The following is a 23,024-nucleotide window of genomic DNA, read 5'->3' on the forward strand; positions in this document are numbered from 1 at the left end:
TGCCACTGACCGTTTCTTGTCTGATGATTATGATTATTCTTGGTAAGAGCAGATGGTCTGCTTAATGACGAAATATAAGATGATCATTTACTGATCTTCATACTCATCAAGATTAATCCCGATGGTTAGCGCTCCTATCGTTTTCCCCTGATCATCCATCACTGGGACGGAAACCTGAACGAGATAACTCAGAACACTGTCATCGTATTCCACTTCACCGATATAAGCTTTACCTTGACCACCATTGAACGACTGAATGAACTTAGCTTCATCTCCCTGCCAATAGTCGGATGTCTTGTTGGTCATCGCAACGTTAGCGCCCTGATTGTCCATGAGAAACAGCTCCACAAGAAACGGCATACTATTTTCAAGTTCCAACAACCTTTTTGCTGCTTTATTGCTCATGAGAGAGGACATGAAATCATCGACATCCGATGTGTTTCTCCATGTCTCATCCATTTTTTTTATCTCATCCAGAGAGACGGCCTGAGCATTCTGCGCTTTGACAGCTTCAATCAGAACAGGATCTTTACCCCAACTTTCCAACTGAGGAACCAGCTCTTTCAGACTGTCAGGCGTGCCTTCAGCGTGGACAGACGTCAGTGGTAATAGTGAACTAAATGATAGCAGTACGGTAAAAATCATCGATGGCAGATGACGAATCATAGTCGGAGTCCTTATCACATTTATTACTTAGATACAGGACAATATAGCCAACGATAAAGAAATCAGACAAATTACCTGTAGAAAAAAAACCAATTCGTGAGATCCATTACTGAATGGTTAAGATGACTGTCCTGTCAAGGTGGTTTAGGTGGGTGGTTAAAGTGACTGTCCTGCTAAGTTAATGACGTTAGTGCTAAAGTGACCGTCCCGTTAAGAAAACAGCAAGCGGGCATAAAATAAAAAAGGGTCCGCAGACCCTTTGGAAGATATGTATCAGTGGAGATTAGTTTTCGAAGTAATTTCTGATTGTCTCAAGGTTGTCACCGTGAGCCAGTGCCAGAGACAGAAGCACTTTCGCTTTCTGAGGATTATAAACTCCGGAACCGATCCCTTCCTGTTTTGGCGTTACGAATCCGTTACCGGTGCGGGTTGAACGAACAACAGGAATCCCTTTACCCATTGTTTCTTGTACTGCTTCCAGCATAACATCGGATAAAGAGCCGTTGCCGGTTCCTGCAATCACGATCCCTTTCGCACCATCTTTGATTGCTGCATGGAGCAACGCAGGATCTTGATCTTGATAGCTATACAGGATTTTCACTTTTGGTAATTGTTTGACATGACTGATATCGAAATAAGGCTTATCAACCGGTTTTGTTGGCTCATAGTAAAAATGCGGTTCACCACTTAAGAATGCGCCCAGATACCCCTGCTCCGTTGCTTTAAATGTATCCAGCATCGTTGAATTGGTTTTGGTGGTATAAAATGCAGAGCCGATCCGGTCATTCAGCACAACCATTGCGCCACGGTGTTTCGCATCATCATCAGACGCCAGTCTGACAGCTTCCAGCAAGTTCATGCCACCATCGGCACTAATCGCAGTTGCCGGACGCATTGCGCCAACAATAACCACAGGTTTGTCACTTTTCACTGTCAAATCAAGGAAAAACGCGGTTTCCTCAAGTGTGTCAGTACCATGAGTCACCACAACACCACTGGTTTTGGCATCAGCCAGTTGCAGATTGATCGCTTTGCTAAGCTTTAACAAAATATTCTGATTAATATTATTACTGTCTGTGTTTGCGATTTGCTCACCAATCACATGGGCAAAATCTTTTAACTCAGGTACAGCAGAGATCAGCAGATCAACACCGATTTTTCCGGCTTTATAATCTGTTGTATCCATATTTGATTCAGAACTTCCCGCAATGGTTCCTCCAGTTGCGTAAATTTTGACAGTAGGTTTATCCGCGTTTGCAAAAGAAGCAAAAGAGGTACAGAGCATCAACGCAGCCATCGTTTTGGATAGATATTTTTTATTCATTTCATTTACCTTTTAATTCATTTCTATAATCTTTATCGCAATTAGTTTCGTACTTAAACGAAAAGTATGTAGAATATAGATAAAGGTAATGTCCTTATTTTCATCATTGTCCGTAAATATATGCCAAACATATGCATCAGCCGATATAATCAAATACATCGGACTCTATCATGATGTCCCAAGACCAATTGCACTCAAATTGTGCAACATTTTCTGCAAAAAAAACCTGACAAACATCAAAATTAAAATATTTTTATTAAATTTATAAACTGACCCATCAATTTTAATTTTTATCTTGAAAATTTACTATTTTGTTAAAAATATTCCATTTCCATTCCGAGACTTTGATTAATGTTATTTGATGAAAACCATTAAATATAGAATGAATACTATCGCGACTATAAAAATAAATTTCACTTATCATGACCATTTCATAAAATCAATTTAAATAATTCTTACCAGATAATCGATCATCAAATTTCCTAATAAATTCATATGAAACATCAGGGGAAATGTATATTTTTCAACTTGCATTCACATTCTATAAAATAATGATTAATGTTTAATTCACATTTATTTTATTGTTTCTCTACAAAATATCAGAACAAACGCGTTATAAAAAACCGGATGACAGTATCTGTCATCCGGTTTTGGTGTTCTTATGCACATGTTTAATTTATATTAGGCGGCATAACTACTTGCATTTCTTTTAGGACAATTCTCTTCAATCAACATTTCATGGAGCAAACAAATCGCCTGATGATAATGTTTATCCTCTACACAAAACTGCACATTGACATTTCTGAGTGACGAATGTACGGCCATCGGCTGAATATTGCCCAGGCCCAATGCAACCATCCCATTTGCCAACACTTCACATGTATCCATAGAAGCACCGATCGCCGAGATCAACGCAACCATTTTGCCCGAAACAGATGCCGCCGGATAACGTTGTTCTACACTCGCCAGCAAACGGTTCAAACTATCACTCTGCCCATGTAAATAGTAAGTCATCGAGTTGGCATTCATCTCTTTTCCAATCAGATCAACTTTCGCTTCTGCGATCATCTCTGCCATCTCATAACTCACAGTATCGACCAATCCAACCATTGATTGATCAAATAAATGCAGCGCAAAAACTTTATCGCGGCCGGCAATGATTTCCACACGACGATTATCCGGATCATGTTCACCTGAAATCCGTGTCCCGGTGTGTTCCGGTTCAAAGGTGTTTTTCACAATCAATGGAATATTTTTCTGACGCAGTCCCGTCGCTGCATTCGGGTGAATCGCTTCCATACCAAGGTTAGCAAGCTGGTCAGCAACATCAAAGTTCGTCTCTCCCATCGGACGTACAGCATCTGCGCCCACAATACCCGGATCAGCCGTACTCAGGTGATACTCTTTATGGATAATGGCCTGATCAGCCCCCGTAATAGCTGCAATTCGACTGAACGTCATCTCACTGTAGCCTCGGTCATACGTTTTCATCAGGCCTTCATCGCAATATGCATAACCAGTAACAATTGGCAATTCACATGTCACATCAACGTCTTTAAATGCCTGACGAATGACATCATCCAAACCACCGTGGTGATCTTCATTCCATCCCGACAGATCAATAAAACGAGAGTTAATCCCGGAATGCTTCAGTTTCAAAACTGTATTATAAGCACTGTGTGCTTCTCCCAAAGAGGACAGAAACTCTCGAATCTGCGGCAGATAACGATTCAGTGAAAACTGTCCATGCTGGCAGGTATCCATAATATTACGGATACAATTCTTCGCTTCAGACAAACGAGAGCGGATAAACTTATCGGCTCGCAGACGAGACATCGGGTCAGCAAAAATATTCTGGTTGATAAGCATCATCCGTTGCTCTAACTCTTCCATTTTTTCCTGCCACTTCTCACTTCGTTGGGCAATTAACTGATAAATACCGGGCTGACCGGTTTTTTTACATTCCAATAACGCATCGGTGATTCCTGAATAAGCAGAAACCACAAAAATACGTTGATAGGGGGTTTCCGGCCGTAGCAGGATATTTTCCATAACTGCATCAAATGCAGTCATTGATGTACCGCCGATTTTCTCTACGGTGAATGACATGTTTTCTCCTTGTTATGACCGGACAGTCTTCAGACTGCCCGGATAGATACATTCCTCCAACATCACAATAAACGTTGACGATGACTTAACTCAGCGGATAAACACCGGATGCATCATGGACTTCTTGCCCATTCAAAGGCGGGTTGAAGACACAAGCCATCACCATATTCTGTCCGGGATAAGCCCGTAGGTAGTGTTCATCATGCTGATCCAAGATGTATAGCGTTCCCGGTTCAATCGGGAAAGTCTCCCCACCGACAACTTCAATTTCGCCACTACCGGAGACGCAGTACACGGATTCAAGATGATTCTTATAATGAATATGTGTTTCGGTATCCTGATAAATCGTCGTAATATGAAATGAGAATCCCATATTGTCATCTTTCAATAACATACGGACACTTTCCCAGTTTTCCGATACCACACGTCGCTCACTCTGAATACATTCCTTTAATGTTCTGACAATCATAACAATCCCTTAAGATGCTTTTTTGATGTATTGCGGGGCTACGGTCTCTGTCGCACGCTGGAAGATATCCAGTCCTTCTTTCAGCTCGTCGGAGCTGATCGTCAATGGACAGAAGAACTTCAGAACTTCACCGTCAGGACCGGCTGTTTCGATGATCATGCTTTGCTTGAAACATTCCCGGGCAATTTTTTCTGCGACCTCACCGGAAATACATTCCACCCCCTGCATCAACCCACGACCTTTACGTCGTGAAAGCAACTCAGGATATCGATGGATCATGTTTTCGATAACGTCAGCAACCTCTTGGGCACACTCACCGATGTGATGCTCAAGATCATGGTTGGTCCAATAGGTTTCAATGGCTTTGGTTGCGGTTACAAATGCATGGTTGTTACCACGAAATGTTCCGTTATGCTCACCGGACTCCCAAACGTCCAGTTCGGGTTTCATCAGTACCAGTGACATCGGCAGACCATAACCACTGATCGATTTCGATAACGTCACAATGTCCGGTGTGATGCCGGCAGGTTCAAAACTAAAGAAGGTCCCTGTACGGCCACACCCGGCCTGAATGTCATCGACAATCAACAAGATTTTGTGGCGCTTACAAAGCGTATTCAAACGTTGCAACCAGCTCTCGGAAGCCACATTGAGTCCACCTTCACCCTGTACGGTCTCAACCAGTACGGCCGCTGGTTGATCCATTCCTGAAGACCCATCGGTTAACATGGTTTCAAACAGTTTCAAGCCATCTTGTCCCGCATATCCATCATACGGCAGACGCTGAATGCCATGTAAATGTAGTCCGGCTGCTCCCCGATGATGCTGATTACCGGTCGCGGCAAGCGCACCATACGAGCAACCATGGAAACCATTAGTAAAGGCGATAACATTACTGCGCCCAGTCACTTTTCGGGCCAGCTTTAATGCAGCTTCAACCGCATTGGTACCGGTTGGCCCGGTAAACTGAACTTTATAATCCAGCATACGTGGTCGAAGAATGTGATGTTCAAGTGCCTGTAAAAATTCAGCCTTAGCCTGTGAATACATATCCAGACCATGCGTGACACCATCCCGGTCAATATAATCCAGCAATACCTGCTTCAAAATGGCATTGTTATGGCCGTAATTTAATGCACCGGCACCGGATAAAAAATCAAGATAGCGGTCACCACGTTCGGAATACAGACAGCTCCCTTTTGCCGTCGCAAACACGACAGGGAAGTGATTGGCATACGATTGTACGTTTGACTCTTTCTCGTTGAAAATATTCATAATTGAATACATTTCCTTTGTTTGAATTTTCTATGTATGGATTGGGTAAATTGGGCAAACAGACGACAGCAGTCGCTGGAGTGTACTTGTCACTTCAGGGATTACTTACGTTCAGTCGTCACTACGTCTGTGGTATTGACTCAAGCGGAATGCGATACAGATATTCCGTCTCATGCTGTCCATCGAAATGTCGCGTCTCATCGAGGAATGTCGAAACCTGCCCTTGTAGACCGTTAGCACGGTCGAATTTCTTAAATAGGTTCCAAGAGCCCTGATTATCTCTGGTAATCGTGGTCTCAATCGCTTCGATATCCTGCAAATGCTCTTGAGAAATCAGCTGCTTTAACATATCAAATGCTAAACCTTTCCCTCGAGCAGACGGATGAACGGCAACCTGCCAGATAAACAGCTCTGAAGGCTTGTCCGGTTTACGATAAGCAGAAATGAATCCCAAAATATCATCTTGCTGTTCAACAAGAATGCAAGTTTTTTGGAAATGAATTGACTGTAAAAAATTACAATATGCAGAATTTTCATCCAATGGTGGACACAAACTCACCAATTCGTGAATCCGTTGACCATCTGAACGAACGGGGGTTCTAAAAATCCACTGCGAATGATTTCGCTCTAGTGTAGCTCTAGCCATTTCTGACCATGGTATGTTGGTGATCATGACAATGCCTAATTCTTTTGAACTCTAATTAATTTCCTAAAACACTAACACATGAATTATGCTTATTTCAAGATCAAGTTTAGACAAAAACAGCCAAATCAAATTTAATATATTGATTTAAAACAATAAAAATTATAAATTCACAATATAACTTAAGACATCGAATATTTAGATGTATAACAAAATGTTTTTTAATTTATATGAATTTTCTCTAACAATAATATGACAATGGTATCACTAGCATTTTGTTTGCATTTTGCATTTTGCATTTTTAATATGCAAAGATAAGGGCTCATATGACTTATTTTGCCTACAAAACGCACAAAATCGTGGTATTTTGTAGTTGGCACGCTTCATGCATTATTTAAACTGACCCTTCTTAAGCCGAGGGTCACCTAGCCAACTGACGTTGTTAGTGAATGAATATTTGTTCACAATAAATTACGGCCGGTCACCAATATTGTGGCTGGCTATTTTTTTATCTAAATTTTGTCAGACACCTCACTTTATTCGCTATTCAGCCCATTCAATAACACTTTCTTATTTGACGTTTTCACCAAATCTTACAAGACTTTAAAGATGTATCTTCAGATGATATCTCTGAGTATGATTGTGCTCATCAGAAAGATTCCGTAGATCCAGCAATGGGAATGGTAAGTGCCGCCGATTAACTTATCTGTATACGACAACTCTGTATACGACAACGAGATATAACTATGGCAAACGATGCTCAATTATGGATACCGAGTCCAGAATCTATTCGTTCATCAAACCTTTACCAATTTATTCAACACATCAACATGCAAGGTGAAGCGCTTGAAGGTTTTGAACAACTTCATCAGTGGTCGGTGACCAACAGTAAACAATTCTGGCTGGAAATATGGCAATACTGTGACGTCATCGGATTCAGGGGAGATTGTGTCTTCGGTGAAGCAATTGCCAAATGGGATAAATTCATCGCGGCTCGAGATACGCTCTGGTTTCCTCAGGCACAGCTCAATTATGCTGAAAATTTACTTTCCTATGCATTTCAGGAGCCAGATGCCATTGCTCTCTGGTTTAAAAATGAAAACGGCCAGACAAAAACGCTGACCTGGCAACAACTGTGTGATCAGGTGTCACTCGTCCAGCAATGGCTGACTCAAAACGGTGTCGAGCGAGGTGATGTTGTTGTTGCTTATCTCCCTCATATACCCGAAACCATTATCGCTCTGCTGGCAGTCACCAGTCTGGGGGCGATCTGGTCTTCCCTCGCCCCGGAGGATACTGATATTCAAACCGCTATGGCATGTTTTCAGCCACTGCAACCCAAAATATTATTCTGTAGCAATGGATATAACAGAGCCGGGGCGACAATCAATACCGAAGAAAATAATCGAAAACTGGTTGATCACCTGACAAGTTTGATCAATACATGTCAGATCGAATACTTGCAAACCCCGCAGTTTTCATCCAACTATGTCGATACATTTTCAGACTGGCAGGCGATTCTGGCCAGTTATCTACCCAGAGGAATCGAGTATGAACGGATCGGCTTTAATGACCCGCTCTTCATTTATCACCACCAGCGACCTTCAGGTAAGAACGAACGAATCATCCATCGTATCGGGGGGACAATTCTCAATCATTTAAAAGAGCATCAACTCCATTGCAATGTTCAGCCAGGCACTCGCTTACTCAGTCATTGCTCATGCAGTAGCACGACTTTGCTCTGGCATACGTCAGCACTTGCCAGCGGTGCAACCCTCGTATTTTACGATGGTGCCCCTTTCTTCCCCAATATGAATGCACTATGGTCTCTGGCAGAAGAATCCAAAAGTAATATCATACATATTTCCTCCGCCTATCTGGAGCATCTACGGGAAGAGGCGTTTTCTCCGGGACATTTCTATACCATAAAGTCTTTACAGGCACTAATCGTCAGCGGCGCTATCAACTATCCGCACCTGTTCGAATACATTTATTCCTATATTCAAACCGATATATGCGTGATCCCTGCATCTCAAGAAGAAGATATTGCAGGTTCTTTTTTGATCGGCCACCCCATGGCTTGCGTGGACAGACAATACATCATGACGCCTACATTAGGGTGTCATGTTCTGATTGAGGAACAAAATCTACGATGCACAAACAGTTTCCCTAATCAGCCACTCGGTTTTTGGCATGATTCAGGAGAAGATTATTACCGGACCTACTGGCATCAGAATCGAGGAATGTGGTCACAGCCAGAATACGACAAATAATCCGCTATATTCATCTGCAGTAAAAAATAAGGGCCTGTCTGAGACAGGCCCTTATTTATGCTTTATTATATTTTTTTCGTTTCAGCCAGCGTTGTTAGTCACCGCGCTTATTACTGATACTTGCAACTGACGTTATCAGCTTTAATCTTTATCAAGCAGTTGGGTTATTAAACGTGACTTCTTACAAAAAATATGTGAATTACATCAAAAAAATGCCACCAAACAAAAAACAATTGTGACATTGTGTGCAATTCACACCAATTCATTTAGTTAAGAATTTATTGTATTGTTTTCATCATTTTTCTGAATGAATAAGACGAATGAAATGATGGATTCTCGCTTGCTGGCGGCGAATAGACTGAGCGACGACCATAGGGAAAATCTGGTTCACCCGTACAAACAGTTTTTCCGGCCAACCAATCCAACGAGATGCTGTTTCATGTTTTAAGGACTCGATAACCAGTTTTGCAACTACCTGCGGCGAGTCACTACGGTTTCCGAGTTCCTGATTCATCTGTTTTATCAGCGGCGAATTCAAATCTGTATCCGTTGCCCGGGGCGCAACATACAGTACCCGGATTCCGGAACCATCCAATTCCCGATCCAGCGCTTCACTGAAGCGGTACATTCCTGCTTTGGCACCACAGTAAACGGTATAACCCGGATAACCGATGCCCCCGAATGCCGAACCGATATTCAAAATAATGCCCGGACGATTCAACCAATTCAGAGCCATTTGACTCACTAACATCGGTGCTAACAGATTCACGTTCAGTTCCTGCTGTATGGATGCAACTGTACGATTGACGAGAACGTTAAATTCATTCACACCCGCATTATTGATCACGATATCGATTCCCTCGCCAGACTGATTCAACTGATTGCCAGCATGATTTAATCGTTCCAGATCCGCTTCGCAAGTGAGATCGGCAGAAAATACAACATGTTTTTCTGGTTCAGAAAGGGTGGCTCTGACTGCTTCTAATTTCTCGTGATTTCGTCCGACCAAAAACAGATGCGCACCCGCAGATGCCAGCTCAGTCGCCATCGCATGACCGATACCGCCCGAGGCTCCCGTCAACAAAACACGTTTACGCTGCAAATCCATACCCAATGTTCCTTATATTATTTCGTCTCTTTGCTACTTCTTTTTTCTTTCGACAAAAAAGAAGACTAAAGCTCATGCTGATTTTTCATTAATGACACCAAAAATGTATTGGCCTGATTCTCTCGGGGCAGCAGTTCAACCGTCCCATAATGCAGCTTAACGATATCTCTGGTGATCGACAGCCCTAATCCTGCACCATCACCTCTTTCCCGATTTGAACGATAAAAACTTTCAAACAATTTTTCACGGGCTTCTGCAGTAAGATCTTCACCGGTATCGGAGACATAAACCTGCACCTTATCCGGCAAATCTTTCAGCGTAACCATAATCTGTTGCCCCTCACCAGCATAGCGAATGGCATTATCAATCAGGTTACTCAGTAGAATCCCCAGTAATGATTCATCTCCGGGAATCTGACAGTCATCCCCAATCAGTGACATCTCTTGCTTATTCCGTAATGCCAGCGGAGCGAGTTCTCCCATGACATATTGAACTAAGCGTTTTAAATTAATCTCAACCCGTTCCATACTGTGAATATTTTCAACCCGGGCTAAAGTGAGCAACTGTTGAATCAGACGATCGGAACGTTCAATGCCTCGCAAAATATTGTGTAAGTCAGTATGTAAATCCTCTTCCCGCTCACTGTTTAATGCGTTTTCAGCATTCAATCGCAACACGGCTAACGGTGTTTTTAACTCGTGAGCCGCCATACCGGTAAAACGTTTTTCTCGTTTCCACGCACTATCCAGCTCAGCAAGCAATCGGTTTAAGGTTGTCACAAGCGATGACAACTCGGTGGTATCGAGCCCGACAGTCACAGAATCGAGCTTACTCACACTCCGCCGGGAAATGGCCTGTTGCAATTCGGTAATCGGGGCAAAGTGGCGATCAATCAAAAAGTACAACACCAGTGCTAAACAGGGGATCAGCACCAACTGTGGCACCAGCGTGGAAAATGCCAGTTCAGTGATCATTTCATTGCGAACGGCTTGCTGCTCCGCAATAATAATGTACTCAGAATGCTGCGAATTATTGCGTTTTAAGGGAAGTTGGAAATACCGCCACTCCTTGCCCGCTATCTCAACATAGCCAAATCCGGAATAAGTAGGATCATGCACGATCACATGATTACGTAGGTGCGAACCCCAGACGACTTTGCCATCCCGATATAACTGAATCAGTAATTTCTGTTCATATGGATGCCCATAAGCGGTTGCTTCATCATCACTATGTGCATCTCGGATGTTTTGCATCCAGCTATCTAGCTGACTGACATTTTCAGAACTCACCCGTAGCGAGCCGGAATCCGGCAGACTTAATAAAAAGAGTTTGGCCGTCTGTCCTAACCGTGCATCATAAACTTCCAGAATTTCATGATGTGACGAGCTATAGCTGAAAAACAATGAAATAAGAATAAACACCGAAGAAAGCGCAATCATCGACAACGTAATACGCTTTTTTATAGAATACATTTTTTTATTATTTTTCAATGATATATCCTACACCACGAATATTTTTGATCACATTGCCCGGAACTTTCTTGCGCAAATTATGGATGTGAACTTCAATCGCGTTATCACTGCTACCTTCATCCCAACCGTGTAACGACTGCTGAAGCTGCTCTTTACTCATCACCCGTCCGGCCTGATTCATCAGCGATGCCAACAACTTAAATTCATTGTTAGTCAACTTCAGTGCCTGTCCTTGGTACAACACAACCTGTCTGTCCAGAGACAACACTAAGTCTCCGACTTCCACCTGACTATCTGTAGCACCGGAGAGTCGCCGAATCATCACGCGTAAACGGGCCAACAACTCTTCCAGCGCAAATGGCTTCACCAGATAATCGTCAGCCCCGCCATCTAATCCTTTCACCCGATCTTGAATTTCATCACGAGCGGTTAAAATCATAATCGGTAATGAATATCCGGCACGCCGCACCGCTTTCAGAACCTCAAATCCGCCAATATCGGGCAGCATGAGATCAAGAATAATCGCGGTAAACTGCTCTGTTTTCAGAGCAGTTACAACACCGGCACCTCGTTCAAGCCAGTCAACCGTATAACCCTGACGACTCAATGCCGTCACCATCGACTGTCCTAATAACACATCATCTTCGACCAGCAATAGTCTCATTGAGCACCTAACTCTTTCAAACGTCGCTGAACTTCTGCCATCCGACCCTGATCGGCGAGCGGTCTCGTTTCTCTTGGTGGTGCCGCCGCAGCACGTTTCAGGTATTTAATCGCTTCAGCTTTACGCCCGTCTTCCGCCAGAAAATCACCATAAAAATAGTTGGGATCAATCCCATCCGGATTATATTTTAAAGCTTTTTTGAGCATCTCCTCAGCTTTGTCATCATCGCCAAACCCAACTGGCCATCCCGGCACTTTATAGTACAGTGTCCCTAATGTGACATATGCTGAGCCATCTAATGTCTCCGGTGCTGTTTTTACTACGTCTTCCAGTAAAGCTTTGGCTTGTTTCGCCAAAGAGAGTCCACCTAATCCACCGTCTGCGCCTGCCAGTGAACTCTTACTAATTGCCAGCCAAATTTTTAAATCATTGCGATCCGAAGCATTCTGAAGCGAGCTTTCACCCAATTTAACCAGATTCTCCAGACAGTACACCTGCTGATCCTCATCCTTTGATTGATACTGACACTCAGCCCACTTTTTTTGAATTGTGACCAGCGGATCAACACCACTTGCCCATACGGATGATGACCCAATCAAAAGACAGCATGCTGTCATTATCCGGTTTCTTATACTCGCTCTCATAACCTGTTGCTCCTTGACGACAATTGGTTGCCGTTTATTGGGTTAACGTCTGTAGCATTTGTCCGTACAACTGAAATACCATATTGGCAGAACGGATAATCACTTGCTGTTCATCCGGATCGGTAATCCGCGCCATCAGGCGAGCAAAAAACTGGATATGCTCCTGATCAAGTTCACTATGAGAAGTCAGATAAGTCAATGCATCGTCTTGCAAATTGAGCGTCAGCTTAACCTGTTGAGCAACCTGACCGCCAATACCGACACTCGTCCCTTCCAATACCCAAACCATGCCGAATAAAGCGAGGGGGTTACCGCGATCAATCTGGTGATATAAATAAGCAACCATCAGTTCAATTGCTGTACAAACCGCACCATCATTCTGATTGTGGCGCACATCATCGGCAGACCCACCGCAAGCACGAATATCATTCAAAATCCACTCATGGTGACCGATTTCTTCCTCAATATATTCCGCAATTGCAGTCCGTAACCATTCTTTATCTTCTCCGAGGCGAGCACCACATGCCATTAGCAACGGCACCGTATGTTTTACATGATGGTATGCTTGTGTCAGAAATGCCTGATACTGAGCCAGATTAATGTTGCCCTGACTACATGCAGCGATAATCGGTGCAGATAGCATCGCCTCACGAGCAGGTCGAGTTGCTTCTTGCAATTGATTAAAAAAATCACTCATCTGTTCCACTCCACAATCAATGTTAGATTCAATACCCAAGGTAATCTTAAATACCCAAGGTTAAGATTAAATATCAATTCGCTTTATCATATTTTGAAAAGACGCAATCTCGTCGCACCACAAGTTAACCTGTTCTTCAACCAGATGCCGTTTAGGACGCCCGTTTGCTGTAAGTAAAGCTCGGTATTCTTGCGGTGACAAGACCAAAATCACCTGGCAAATATGGGCATAATCAGGAAGCTGACGATTCAACGCGACGATCGCAGCCATTACTTTTTCCACATCCTGGGACAGAATAACGCCCATAAGCCGATTCTTTGCTTCACCGACCACAATTAAACTTCGCAAGGCATCCCATTGCTGCCCTTCAGACTCAATCCATTCCGGAGAAATATTGCGGCCGAACCCAGTAATGATCTGATTTTTCTTCCTCCCCCGAACCGATAAAAACCCCTGCTCATCAACATAACCCAAATCACCGGTCGCCACCCATTCTGAAGCCAAAGGCTGATTGATATACCCGAGTGCGACAGCGCCTCTGACGAGAATCTCGCCATCATCAGTAATCCGCACGTCAGCATGGGGCAGAATTTTTCCTGCGGTTCCGGGACAGTTCGCTTCCGGTGTATTCAGACTAACCACCGAACCACATTCAGATAATCCGTATCCTTCATACACCGGCAACCCTAAGCGATGAGCTTCAACCAATGTTTGCGGTGTGACTCTCGCACCGCCGACAGCGACAAACTGAAGCGATGCAGCGAGCTGCGGAAGATTGCGAGTCACAGCGATCAACGCGTGTAGTAACGCCGGTGTCAGTACCAGCGAATTGGGTTGATATTGCATCAATGCACCGGCAAATTGCTCCGGAGAAAACTGACTCGAGCCTTGAAGCCCGACCAATGCCCCATCCACCACCACCGATGTCAAACCAAGCACTAGGGGGACATACACACCTGTAATATTTTCCAGCAATGTGGACAAGGGCAACATCACCAGATGTTTTTCCAGACCACTTTGTTTTGCCATTTCCTGTGCCAGACTTGATGTCACCTGATCAAGATTCTGCTGACTCAAACACACCCCTTTGGGCTGCCCGGTTGAACCCGAGGTAAACGTAATTTTGACTGTCCCCGGTAAAATTCCCTCGTTAACACAATGAGATCGCTCAGACTCATGGGGGAGTTCAGAACGCCTCCCAATGACGCACTCTTTCAGTTCACCACAGGGCTCAAATCCCAGCAGAGGCTGATCATAGATAAGCGTGTCTGTCCCCGTATGAGAGAGGACGTGTTCAATCTGAGCGGGACTAAAAAATTTAGGGAGTGGTACACAAGGAATCTGTGCATACATTGCGGCTAAGTCGGCAATCAACCAAGACAAACTGTTCTCTGCATAGATGGCGATGCAATGTGACTGTAATGCGCTAAACACATCAGCATAATGACAAATTTGTTCAGACAGTTGTTGAAATGTCAGTGTCTCAGGTTCACCGAACACATTCTGGCCGATAAATGCAATGGCCTCCGGGCGCTGACTCGCATGGGAAAATAATGCAGATAATATGGTTTCACTCATTGATAATGTCTCACTCTATACAGATACCTTTGGTCAACCAATAACGCTTCAAATGGGCCAGACTTTGTTGAAGATCGCCAGCAACAATTCGGGGACGAAGCTGATAATAACACCCCCACTGATCAGCATTATTAATACGTTGAGCATCAGCCTGAGCAACCACGATTGGGTTGAGTCCTAAGCGCTTCATCAGCGCATAAAGTGGATCTGTGACCGTACAGATACACCACTGATATCCCATCTCAACCAAGCGTTGCGCAATCAGATAAAAATGAAATGGTGATAATCCTTTGGAGAATGAGGCTAGTTGCCCAAATTCAATCAACGTCGTGCGCCCGATGGTTTGTGCAAAAGCCTCAGAGACAGCCTTTTCTGCCGAACAATCCAGATATTGTTCCAGAAATAGCGGGGATTCAGAAGCAGCTCGATAACCACAAATTGACTGAATTTCCTCTCCCTGTAGCAAAGCTAAAAACAGTGGCATGAATTGCTCAATATTGGCATCAAATGCATAAGAATATCTTTCGGCTATATACCGTTCAACCTGATGACGCATTGGATGCGTCTCACCAATCATCTCTAATGTCATTGAAGAATCGCACAGAGCTGCTTGCATCATTCAACCCTCTTGAAGACCTGAAAGCAGCATAAGAGATAAAACTTAAGAAAAACTTAAGAGAGAAAACTGAAGAAAAAGCAAGCATAAAAAACAGCGCCATCGATGCGCTGTTTTCTAAAACTATAATTGAAATTGAGATGACAATTGAAACACGTCGAGTTGTAACGATAAATTATTTAATCGCAATCCCCATCATGACAGACATAACTCCTTGCGCGGTTTTGACCTTAAAGACCTGGGCCACGTTCACATCGGCAAAACCAGCCTGAATCAACTCATCCTGCATTTCAACCATGCCTAAGCCCGATATTCTGTCTTCATCATCAATGATCCAGTCCCAGTGAATAAATGCACTCCCCTGATTGAGCAGCGAATAAATAATCTCTAAAGACTCAGCCAAATGCGGTAAAAATTCACACACAGAGACGGCAACCACCAAATCAAACTGTTTACGAAAAGCTGGATGCTGAGCAACGAGCCCTCTCGTCAAAGCGTCAACAACAGGCTCAACATTTATCAGTTCTTTTTTATCGAGCTCTTCGATCATAGCTTCTGATGAATCCAACGCAATAATCGAGCGAGCTTGTGGCGACATCATCTCACTTAACAAGCCAGTTCCACATCCGAAATCCAGAATGTGTTTGCCTTCCAAATTAATATTCTTCGTTAATTCGGCAAATACTTTTTCTGTCAGCTCTCTATTGACCTGATCAGATTCCCAAGCCGTAGCGAGTTCATCCCAATCCTTCGCCATCGTGACCTCCATCCAACTCCGATTCAAGGCTTAGGATAACCAAAACAATCTTCGCTTCATAGCGTTACCTATTCATCACCATACAGATTTGTCACCTACGTCCCAACTCGCCATCACGAAAGTAGAAAATTGGTCATTAGACCAGCAGTTCTCAGTAAAAATCGCTGGCGTGTCTGTCCCCTCAAAACTCTGCAGTGTCTGTCCTTATTTATTCTTATTTATCCGACGACTCATAATCATCAAGATCTTGCCCATATAACACGTAGCCCGTTTCTCCCAAATCCAGATTCATCGTTTCTGTTTTGAGCTGACCGACAACATAAACAATATCCCATAACTGCCTGATCGGAGCACCGTGCTCAAATTTGACATAAATAATCTGATTTGGAGGCGGTGGTGGGACATGAATACATGCACCGAGAAATGGCACCAACAGAAATTCTGTCACGGTTTTATCATCTCCCTCCAGTGGAATGACAAATCCGGGGATCCTCACCATTTTTCCATCCAGATCATGCCGAACACCACCAATTTTCAACTGTGGGGGAGTATCATTGTCATGATCAATGGGTGTTGTACGAACAGGTGGATCCTGATGCCGTTCCCCCTCAGGAATTAAATCTTCCCATGATAATGTCATGACTGACTGTTGCTGACTCTGCGCACTGACATGCCCTGACAGTAAACCCAATCCGATATAAAAAAATACCAGCCAAACCGCTTTTCTTTCCATCATAGATTCATCCAAAACTTTATTTTAAGGACTGATTTATCTTGTCCATCAATATACTGAATCAATCTATAAAAAATACAGCCATACAAAAATTTAATGATTTATTCATAAATGATTCATGTTCATCAGTGTTAATAGATGACTAATCTCAATGTGGTATCAGTGGATATTATAAAAAAGAAACATGGAGAATTTTTGTGAAAAACAACCATCTTTTATTAGCCAGTGGACTGATGGCGTCACTTGTCGGTTGTGCATCAACCAGTGACACATCTCAAATCAATACACCGCAAAAAAATGATGCTTGGTTTGTTCAGGCTCAACAACAGATTGCGAAAGCAAAAGCGAATAAGCCAATTAATAAACCGGCTAAAAATGTCATCTTGTTCGTCGGTGACGGTATGAGTGTCGGAACAATCACTGCCGCTCGAATTTATGAAGGGCAGCGCCGTGGTATGCTGGGTGAAGAGTATCAACTCGCCATGGAACAGCTCCCTTATGTCGCCCTTTCTAAGACTTATAATACCGATGCCCAAACGCCAGATTCAGCTGGCACAGCAAGCGCAATGGTCACCGGCGTAAAAACCAAACAAGGCATTATCAGCGTTGATGACAACGTTCAAAGAGGTTTTTGTAACACCCAAATCGGCCACGAAGCCAAAACAGCTTGGGAAATGGCTGCCGAGAAAGGACTGTCCGTCGGAGTCGTTTCAACGGCACGTATTACGCATGCAACGCCGGCAACCACTTACGCTCATGCAGCCGATCGTAACTGGGAAAATGATACTAAACTTCCAAACATTGCTAAAAATCAGGGTTGTATTGATATTGCACAGCAATTAATCAATTTCAACGGTGGTAAAGGCATGGATGTTGTTTTTGGAGGCGGACGTCGTGAATTCCTGCCTGCAACAACGGTTGACCCTGAAGGTAAAAAAGGCAAACGTAAAGATGGTCGTAACCTGATTTCAGAATGGCAGGCAAAACATCCAGATGCTCAGTACGTTTACGATAAAACAGGGTTTGATGCGCTGAATGGCAATACCAAACAAGCATTTGGGTTGTTTGAAAGTAGCCATATGAAATATGAATCGGACCGCAGAGATGGCGAGCCATCCGTGGCAGAGATGACGGCTAAAGCGATTGATATTCTGTCCAAAAATAAAGATGGTTATTTACTAATGGTTGAAGCCGGACGTATCGATCACGCCCATCATGATGGCAATGCAGCACGTGCACTGATTGATACCGTTGCTTATGATGATGCAATCAAAGCAGCATTAGACAAAACCAACCCTGAAGATACACTCATCATTGTAACCGCAGACCATGCACATACTTTGATTTCAAATGGCTATGCTGATCGTGGCAATCCGATTCTCGGCCTGTCAAAGAAAAACGGTCAGTACAACGTCGATGATTATGGTAAACGTTATACAACACTGTCATACGGAAATGGTCCGGGTGCTGTCAAAGGCGCACGTTCTAATCCTACAGAGCAAGAAGTATTAGCTCTAGACTACAAACAGCAATCGCTGGTAAAACTATCCTCTGAAACGCACTCAGGTGAAGATGTCGCTATTTTCGCCCGCGGACCTGAAGCTTATCTTTTCCAAGGAGCTGTAGAGCAAAACTACATCTTCCATGTGATGAATGAGGCGCTGGGTTTAACCAAGTAACGTCACCTGATTACTGTCAATACAATACAACGAAAAACCATGCCGAGGGTGTAATATCTTTCAGCATGGTTTTTTATTTGGACACACACTCTAATTTGGACATACAAAAATACATTCTGAGATACCTTTTTAGGAGAGGAGATTCATTCCAAATAGAAATTGCAGGCGGAAGCTTTAATATTGCGTGGATATATCAGAGTATTCTCAACAGAATCAATATTTACATATGTCTCTGAGCATATCTGTTAGATGATTTGCAGTGTATCAGGCAGGATAGATATTAAATCGATAATCCATGGATGCGTTGTTTGTTTAATTGAATTTTTACTGCATTTAATTGTTCCGATGTTCCAATCCAGAGGCAACGTTTTTGTTCCAGTTGGGAACACAAATCGACACTCTCTTGTTGTCCCAAAGATAATCGAACCAAGATTGCGGGCTGATGAGGCACAATATAACCCGTTTTGCCTTCTCTCATCTGTCGACCAACCCAATCCACCCATTCAATATAATCAATCAGACGAAATGGAATAGCATCCGCTTGTTCCAAACTTGTGTCCCCGGCAAACGGTAGAAGTCCCTGAGGCTTAAATTGACGACACTTGAATGAATCCAATCGTCTTTTGATAGAAGTATATTGCGAGGTTTCCGGTGTCGGTGCGATACCAGCTCGAACTGGATTCAAGTCCGTATACGCCATGGCAGCCAAAAGCGCTTTCTCATCCAGTAGAGCTTGTGATTTGAATCGTCCCTCCCAGAAATGGCCACCACACCGATCCTCTTGGTTGGCCAGCCTGGCAATACTAAAATTAAGCTCTTTCATAAACCAACTGAGGGAGTAGAGTCGCTCACGCCAGAGATGAATCATGTTTTTACAAGTCGGTATTTCACCCGTAGACACTTGATTCTTCAGATAGCGTAAAATCAGCTGTGGTAATAGGTGTTCCTTCCCCCAACGTGCAATAACAGCTTGATCGGAAAGCTGTTGAGCTTTTGCTTGATTAATATGCACAACCAGATGATAGTGATTACTCATCACAGCATAAGCACAGATATCGATACAATACACCTGAGCCAAAGCCAAAATGCGCTGTTCGACCCACTGACGACGGTGCTCATAAGACTGCCCCGTCAGTGGATCCTCCCCACAAAGAAAAGCACGTCGGACACAGCGAGATACACAGTGATAATAAGCAGTGGTATTGAGAGAAACAAGTTGTGCTCTGGCAATTGTCATCAGAAAATCCATATTGACGAATGAGTGCACAAAAGTATTTCAAATCATAATGTTAAGATAAACATGGAATGTTATATGATACGTGTCATATAACATTTTTGATGTAACCTTTATGTTGATAAAGCATGACATACTTATCTAATTCTAAGGGCTCCTTGGGAGTTTGTCCCTCCATCCAAAGTGTCTGCCCTCAGCCCCCGTTCACTAACATGTCTGTCCCCAGAACCAAAAAACCATGCCGGATATAAAATCTGCAGCATGGTTTTTATTTTATATAGCATCTGTCCTCGGTAGACCGTCCTAAAACGTCTGTCCCCGGTAGACCTATCAGGCCGTAGATGGCTCCGTCACCTCACTGGTCGTTACTTTCTCACGGCGCTTAACATTCACAAGCTGAACACTGATTGCCGCAAAAACCACCAGCCCCATTCCACATAAACTCAACCAGTCAGCTTGTGCTGCCTCTATCACGTCTGTCCACCATCCCATAGCGACACATAACTCGGTCAGTAAGAAAGCCATCACAGGCGTCACTGCGATAACAGAACTCACTTGTACCGTTTTCCAATATGTCAGCGATTTGGCAAAAGCCCCATAAGCCACGACAGTATTCAGGCAACAAAACAGTGCAATCAACCACTCTTCCAGTGACATTTTCAGCAAATCTGCCGGGGATGTCAGAGGCAACATGACAACCATAGCCATGAGATAAATCCCCAACAATATGTTGGATGAATCAAGGTGTTTAAAGAGGGATTTTTGGACCAGTGCATAGAGACTCCATGTCAACGCAGACACGAAAATGATAGTCAACCCAGTCAGCAATGCTGTTGTTTCTGCCCCGCTCCCACTTCGCAATACAGGGTGGAAAAAGATCAGTAGCCCCACAAACAACAAAGCAAAACATCCCCATTGCTGCCATGAAATGTATTCTTTAAAGAAAACAGCGCCCCCAATCGCCAAAAACAAAGGTGCCATTTGCATACTTAATTGGGAAGAGCCCGGTGTCAGATAAACCAAACTCCATGCATAACAGGTGTAATTAATCATTAATAACACCCCGGCCAACCCCAAACGCATCCATTCTGAACGTTTTAATTGCCGATACTGGACTAAACGGTTGTGCCGTTTTTGCCATAACCAAACGATGGCACCGGCAACCGTAAAACGCAGCCATGTGAGTGTCACTGGATCAGCAAAATCATTCGATAATTTTAATGCTATCGCAATCATTCCCCACGCAATCATGGTTGTACAACTCAATAACAGCCCATATATAAAGTTACGTGATATGTTCACCACTCATCCCCTTGCGAAAAATAATCTTCCTAGCCATATCATGCGGTTCTCTTCCCAAACAATCCAATGCATAATGTTTCTAACAATTATGCAAAGAATGGGATAAACAGATGTTATCGTCAGAATTACAGCATGTAGATATGAAATCATTAATGGGATTACTCTATCTACTGGAAGAACGGAACGTCAGTAAAGCAGCCAATCGCCTGTTTTTAAGTCAGTCTGCAATGAGTCGTCTGTTACAACGTTTGCGTGACGCATTTGACGATCCGCTGTTTATCCGGACGTCAAAAGGCATGGTTCCGACCGCGAAAGCCGCTGCGCTTGAATACCCAATTCGCCAGATGATTGAGCAAATGGCTGGTCTCAACTCCATCCGTACTTTTTCTCCGGGTCAAAGTGAGCGTTCATTTCGCTTGCAAACAACTCACTATCAGGCTCAAGCTTACGTGCCTTACATCGCTTCTCGGTTTTACCAAAGTGCCCCACATGCCTCGCTCGAAACCAGTACGATTACCGAAACCAGCCTGATCCACTCGACAGAACATCATGTTGATGTCGTGCTCGTGAGCAATTACATTCAGGTTCCCAACTCATTTGAACGATGCCTGCTTGGGCGAGAGAAATTCGGCTGTATTATGTCGAGAAATCATCCGTTGGCGAGTAAACCCAACATCACGTTGGATGATTATATACAGCATAACCATATTCTGGTCAGCATGGGCGGAACATCTCGAAACTTCATCAATGATGCGCTTAAAGAACAGGTCAAAGAGCGACGATTTTCCTTCCGAACCCCTTATTTTCTTGCGGCATTGGCAACCGTAGGACAAACTGATCTACTGCTCAGCTCCAGCCGTTTACTGGCCGAACGATTCCAAGATCAATTTGGTCTGACGATTCGAGATCTCCCTTTCTCCTTTCCGGACCCGAAATATTATCTCTGCTGGCCCAAAGCGCTGACAGATGATCCCGGTAGTCAGTGGTTTCGCTCTCTTTGTCGGGAAGTGATACAGGATATGATTCCCTATCCAGAGAAAAATATTAACCCTGAATAGATTAACAATCATTCACCGCTCATCTTTCGGCGAATCCATCACCACCATGGTGGTAATCGAATTGACTTGGGCACATTCTCCCAATACTTCGGAATGGAACCGCTTATAAGCCAGCAAATCTTTCGTCTCAACACGAAGTAAGTACTCATTATCACCGGTGATGTTATGACACTCGGTCACTTCCGGTGCAAACTGAACATGTGCCTCAAATGCCAGTTGGGCACTTTTACTATGATCCGACAACCCAATGGAAACATAAGCAACAAAACCAATCTCTAGCTTATGTTTGTCAATGACCGCTCGGTAACCTTTAATCGTTCCGTTACGTTCCAGCTCCTGAACTCTTCTTAAAGTTGCCGAAGGGGATAACCCAACCCGCTCAGCAAGTTCAACATTCGAGATTCGCCCAAAACGAGCCAACTCTTGCAATATTTTTTCGTCAAATCGATCCATCTTTAACTCATTGTGTTTAAGAGTGGTGCTCGGGCTATAGTAACGATGACGGTTGTAATGTAAACCCGTTTCTTTATCGCTGTCTGCCCCTAAAAGGACCCCTAAAAGGACAGTCGTCTTAAGAGGGCGCTCGGTTCTGTGGCTGTCCTTGTAAGATCGAAAAGCGACTGTCCTCGTACCCAAACTCCGTGGCTGCCTTACAAATCAAAAACCGACTGTCCCCACAAGTAAGAAGATTCACCCAAATCATGAATTTTTCTCATGTTGATA

The 23,024-nt window shown here is 43.6% G+C and carries 21 protein-coding genes; 3 read left to right on the forward strand and 18 right to left on the reverse strand.

The features are described 5' to 3' along the window. Window positions 1–87 precede the first annotated feature (87 nt). The 6 genes from VRK_RS14475 to ectA all read right to left on the reverse strand — a co-directional run bounded on the left by VRK_RS14475 (window position 88) and on the right by ectA (window position 6,516). Window positions 88–666: a PDC sensor domain-containing protein gene (locus VRK_RS14475; protein WP_197413115.1), complete on the reverse strand. Its 579-nt coding sequence runs from the start codon at window positions 664–666 to the stop codon at window positions 88–90. 283 nt (window positions 667–949) lie between these two features. After that, on the reverse strand, window positions 950–1,990 hold the full coding sequence (locus VRK_RS14480) for a type II asparaginase (protein ID WP_059122023.1): 1,041 nt from the start codon (window positions 1,988–1,990) through the stop codon (window positions 950–952). A gap of 681 nt (window positions 1,991–2,671) precedes the next feature. Beyond that, window positions 2,672–4,099 (reverse strand): aspartate kinase, encoded by a 1,428-nt coding sequence (locus tag VRK_RS14485; protein WP_059122024.1) that lies wholly within the window; start codon window positions 4,097–4,099, stop codon window positions 2,672–2,674. An 85-nt stretch (window positions 4,100–4,184) separates the two neighbouring features. Continuing rightward, entirely contained in the window at window positions 4,185–4,568 is a 384-nt protein-coding gene (locus VRK_RS14490) for an ectoine synthase (protein WP_059122025.1), read from the reverse strand. 9 nt (window positions 4,569–4,577) lie between these two features. Further along, window positions 4,578–5,843, reverse strand: a complete 1,266-nt coding sequence (gene ectB / locus VRK_RS14495) for a diaminobutyrate--2-oxoglutarate transaminase (protein WP_059122026.1) — start codon at window positions 5,841–5,843, stop codon at window positions 4,578–4,580. Between the two features lie 121 nt (window positions 5,844–5,964). Continuing rightward, entirely contained in the window at window positions 5,965–6,516 is a 552-nt protein-coding gene (gene ectA, locus VRK_RS14500; protein WP_059122027.1) for a diaminobutyrate acetyltransferase, read from the reverse strand. 716 nt (window positions 6,517–7,232) lie between these two features. On the opposite strand from ectA, the gene VRK_RS14505 reads away from it, so the two are divergent. Continuing rightward, window positions 7,233–8,759, forward strand: a complete 1,527-nt coding sequence (locus VRK_RS14505) for an AMP-binding protein (protein WP_059122028.1) — start codon at window positions 7,233–7,235, stop codon at window positions 8,757–8,759. Between the two features lie 295 nt (window positions 8,760–9,054). On the opposite strand, the gene VRK_RS14510 is transcribed toward VRK_RS14505, so the two are convergent. From VRK_RS14510 to VRK_RS14550, 9 genes are all read right to left on the reverse strand, one after another. Beyond that, window positions 9,055–9,867: an SDR family oxidoreductase gene (locus VRK_RS14510; RefSeq protein ID WP_059122029.1), complete on the reverse strand. Its 813-nt coding sequence runs from the start codon at window positions 9,865–9,867 to the stop codon at window positions 9,055–9,057. 65 nt (window positions 9,868–9,932) lie between these two features. Beyond that, window positions 9,933–11,357, reverse strand: a complete 1,425-nt coding sequence (locus VRK_RS14515; RefSeq protein ID WP_059122030.1) for a sensor histidine kinase — start codon at window positions 11,355–11,357, stop codon at window positions 9,933–9,935. Further along, the gene (locus tag VRK_RS14520; RefSeq protein WP_059122031.1) at window positions 11,347–12,003 is read right to left on the reverse strand and encodes a response regulator; all 657 of its coding nucleotides are present in this window, start codon (window positions 12,001–12,003) and stop codon (window positions 11,347–11,349) included. The genes VRK_RS14515 and VRK_RS14520 overlap by 11 nt, the downstream gene beginning before the upstream one ends. Then, window positions 12,000–12,620 (reverse strand): tetratricopeptide repeat protein, encoded by a 621-nt coding sequence (locus VRK_RS14525; RefSeq protein WP_157371925.1) that lies wholly within the window; start codon window positions 12,618–12,620, stop codon window positions 12,000–12,002. Before VRK_RS14525 ends, VRK_RS14520 begins: the two co-directional genes overlap by 4 nt. Before the next feature lie 61 nt (window positions 12,621–12,681). Continuing rightward, complete coding sequence (locus VRK_RS21480; protein WP_059122033.1) at window positions 12,682–13,344, reverse strand: TenA family transcriptional regulator; 663 nt, start codon at window positions 13,342–13,344, stop codon at window positions 12,682–12,684. Window positions 13,345–13,410: 66 nt separating this feature from the next. Next, entirely contained in the window at window positions 13,411–14,922 is a 1,512-nt protein-coding gene (locus tag VRK_RS14535; RefSeq protein ID WP_059122034.1) for an AMP-binding protein, read from the reverse strand. A gap of 10 nt (window positions 14,923–14,932) precedes the next feature. After that, window positions 14,933–15,538 (reverse strand): thermostable hemolysin, encoded by a 606-nt coding sequence (locus VRK_RS14540; RefSeq protein ID WP_059122786.1) that lies wholly within the window; start codon window positions 15,536–15,538, stop codon window positions 14,933–14,935. A gap of 175 nt (window positions 15,539–15,713) precedes the next feature. Then, the gene (locus VRK_RS14545; RefSeq protein ID WP_059122035.1) at window positions 15,714–16,295 is read right to left on the reverse strand and encodes a class I SAM-dependent DNA methyltransferase; all 582 of its coding nucleotides are present in this window, start codon (window positions 16,293–16,295) and stop codon (window positions 15,714–15,716) included. A 214-nt stretch (window positions 16,296–16,509) separates the two neighbouring features. After that, on the reverse strand, window positions 16,510–17,028 hold the full coding sequence (locus tag VRK_RS14550) for a DUF3299 domain-containing protein (RefSeq protein ID WP_059122036.1): 519 nt from the start codon (window positions 17,026–17,028) through the stop codon (window positions 16,510–16,512). A gap of 233 nt (window positions 17,029–17,261) precedes the next feature. On the opposite strand from VRK_RS14550, the gene VRK_RS14555 reads away from it, so the two are divergent. Beyond that, window positions 17,262–18,707, forward strand: a complete 1,446-nt coding sequence (locus tag VRK_RS14555) for an alkaline phosphatase (RefSeq protein WP_157371988.1) — start codon at window positions 17,262–17,264, stop codon at window positions 18,705–18,707. Window positions 18,708–18,987: 280 nt separating this feature from the next. Here VRK_RS14555 and VRK_RS14560 read toward each other — a convergent pair whose 3' ends face one another. Beyond that, window positions 18,988–19,944 carry a transposase gene (locus VRK_RS14560; RefSeq protein ID WP_059122038.1) on the reverse strand — a complete coding sequence of 319 codons (957 nt, stop codon included), beginning with the start codon at window positions 19,942–19,944 and terminating at the stop codon, window positions 18,988–18,990. Between the two features lie 327 nt (window positions 19,945–20,271). Next, window positions 20,272–21,243: a DMT family transporter gene (locus tag VRK_RS14565; protein WP_197413116.1), complete on the reverse strand. Its 972-nt coding sequence runs from the start codon at window positions 21,241–21,243 to the stop codon at window positions 20,272–20,274. A gap of 110 nt (window positions 21,244–21,353) precedes the next feature. Here VRK_RS14565 and VRK_RS14570 point away from each other — a divergent pair, with 110 nt between their 5' ends. Further along, entirely contained in the window at window positions 21,354–22,301 is a 948-nt protein-coding gene (locus VRK_RS14570) for a LysR family transcriptional regulator (protein ID WP_059122040.1), read from the forward strand. Between the two features lie 12 nt (window positions 22,302–22,313). Here the strand turns inward: VRK_RS14570 and VRK_RS14575 are convergent, their stop codons facing one another. Continuing rightward, on the reverse strand, window positions 22,314–22,754 hold the full coding sequence (locus VRK_RS14575; RefSeq protein WP_059122041.1) for an Lrp/AsnC family transcriptional regulator: 441 nt from the start codon (window positions 22,752–22,754) through the stop codon (window positions 22,314–22,316). Between the last annotated feature and the right edge of the window lie 270 nt (window positions 22,755–23,024).

Origin of the sequence: Vibrio sp. MEBiC08052, assembly GCF_001506075.1 — a bacterium.
GTDB lineage: Bacteria > Pseudomonadota > Gammaproteobacteria > Enterobacterales > Vibrionaceae > Vibrio.

Bases quoted from the DNA above. Each gene is read 5' to 3' on its own strand.
- VRK_RS14475 (WP_197413115.1), bottom strand. From the start codon at position 666: ATGATTCGTCATCTGCCATCGATGATTTTTACCGTACTGCTATCATTT.
- VRK_RS14480 (WP_059122023.1), bottom strand. From the start codon at position 1,990: ATGAATAAAAAATATCTATCCAAAACGATGGCTGCGTTGATGCTCTGT.
- VRK_RS14485 (WP_059122024.1), bottom strand. From the start codon at position 4,099: ATGTCATTCACCGTAGAGAAAATCGGCGGTACATCAATGACTGCATTT.
- VRK_RS14490 (WP_059122025.1), bottom strand. From the start codon at position 4,568: ATGATTGTCAGAACATTAAAGGAATGTATTCAGAGTGAGCGACGTGTG.
- ectB (WP_059122026.1), bottom strand. From the start codon at position 5,843: ATGAATATTTTCAACGAGAAAGAGTCAAACGTACAATCGTATGCCAAT.
- ectA (WP_059122027.1), bottom strand. From the start codon at position 6,516: ATGATCACCAACATACCATGGTCAGAAATGGCTAGAGCTACACTAGAG.
- VRK_RS14505 (WP_059122028.1), top strand. From the start codon at position 7,233: ATGGCAAACGATGCTCAATTATGGATACCGAGTCCAGAATCTATTCGT.
- VRK_RS14510 (WP_059122029.1), bottom strand. From the start codon at position 9,867: ATGGATTTGCAGCGTAAACGTGTTTTGTTGACGGGAGCCTCGGGCGGT.
- VRK_RS14520 (WP_059122031.1), bottom strand. From the start codon at position 12,003: ATGAGACTATTGCTGGTCGAAGATGATGTGTTATTAGGACAGTCGATG.
- VRK_RS14525 (WP_157371925.1), bottom strand. From the start codon at position 12,620: ATGACAGCATGCTGTCTTTTGATTGGGTCATCATCCGTATGGGCAAGT.
- VRK_RS21480 (WP_059122033.1), bottom strand. From the start codon at position 13,344: ATGAGTGATTTTTTTAATCAATTGCAAGAAGCAACTCGACCTGCTCGT.
- VRK_RS14535 (WP_059122034.1), bottom strand. From the start codon at position 14,922: ATGAGTGAAACCATATTATCTGCATTATTTTCCCATGCGAGTCAGCGC.
- VRK_RS14540 (WP_059122786.1), bottom strand. From the start codon at position 15,538: ATGCAAGCAGCTCTGTGCGATTCTTCAATGACATTAGAGATGATTGGT.
- VRK_RS14545 (WP_059122035.1), bottom strand. From the start codon at position 16,295: ATGGCGAAGGATTGGGATGAACTCGCTACGGCTTGGGAATCTGATCAG.
- VRK_RS14550 (WP_059122036.1), bottom strand. From the start codon at position 17,028: ATGGAAAGAAAAGCGGTTTGGCTGGTATTTTTTTATATCGGATTGGGT.
- VRK_RS14555 (WP_157371988.1), top strand. From the start codon at position 17,262: ATGGCGTCACTTGTCGGTTGTGCATCAACCAGTGACACATCTCAAATC.
- VRK_RS14560 (WP_059122038.1), bottom strand. From the start codon at position 19,944: ATGACAATTGCCAGAGCACAACTTGTTTCTCTCAATACCACTGCTTAT.
- VRK_RS14570 (WP_059122040.1), top strand. From the start codon at position 21,354: ATGTTATCGTCAGAATTACAGCATGTAGATATGAAATCATTAATGGGA.
- VRK_RS14575 (WP_059122041.1), bottom strand. From the start codon at position 22,754: ATGGATCGATTTGACGAAAAAATATTGCAAGAGTTGGCTCGTTTTGGG.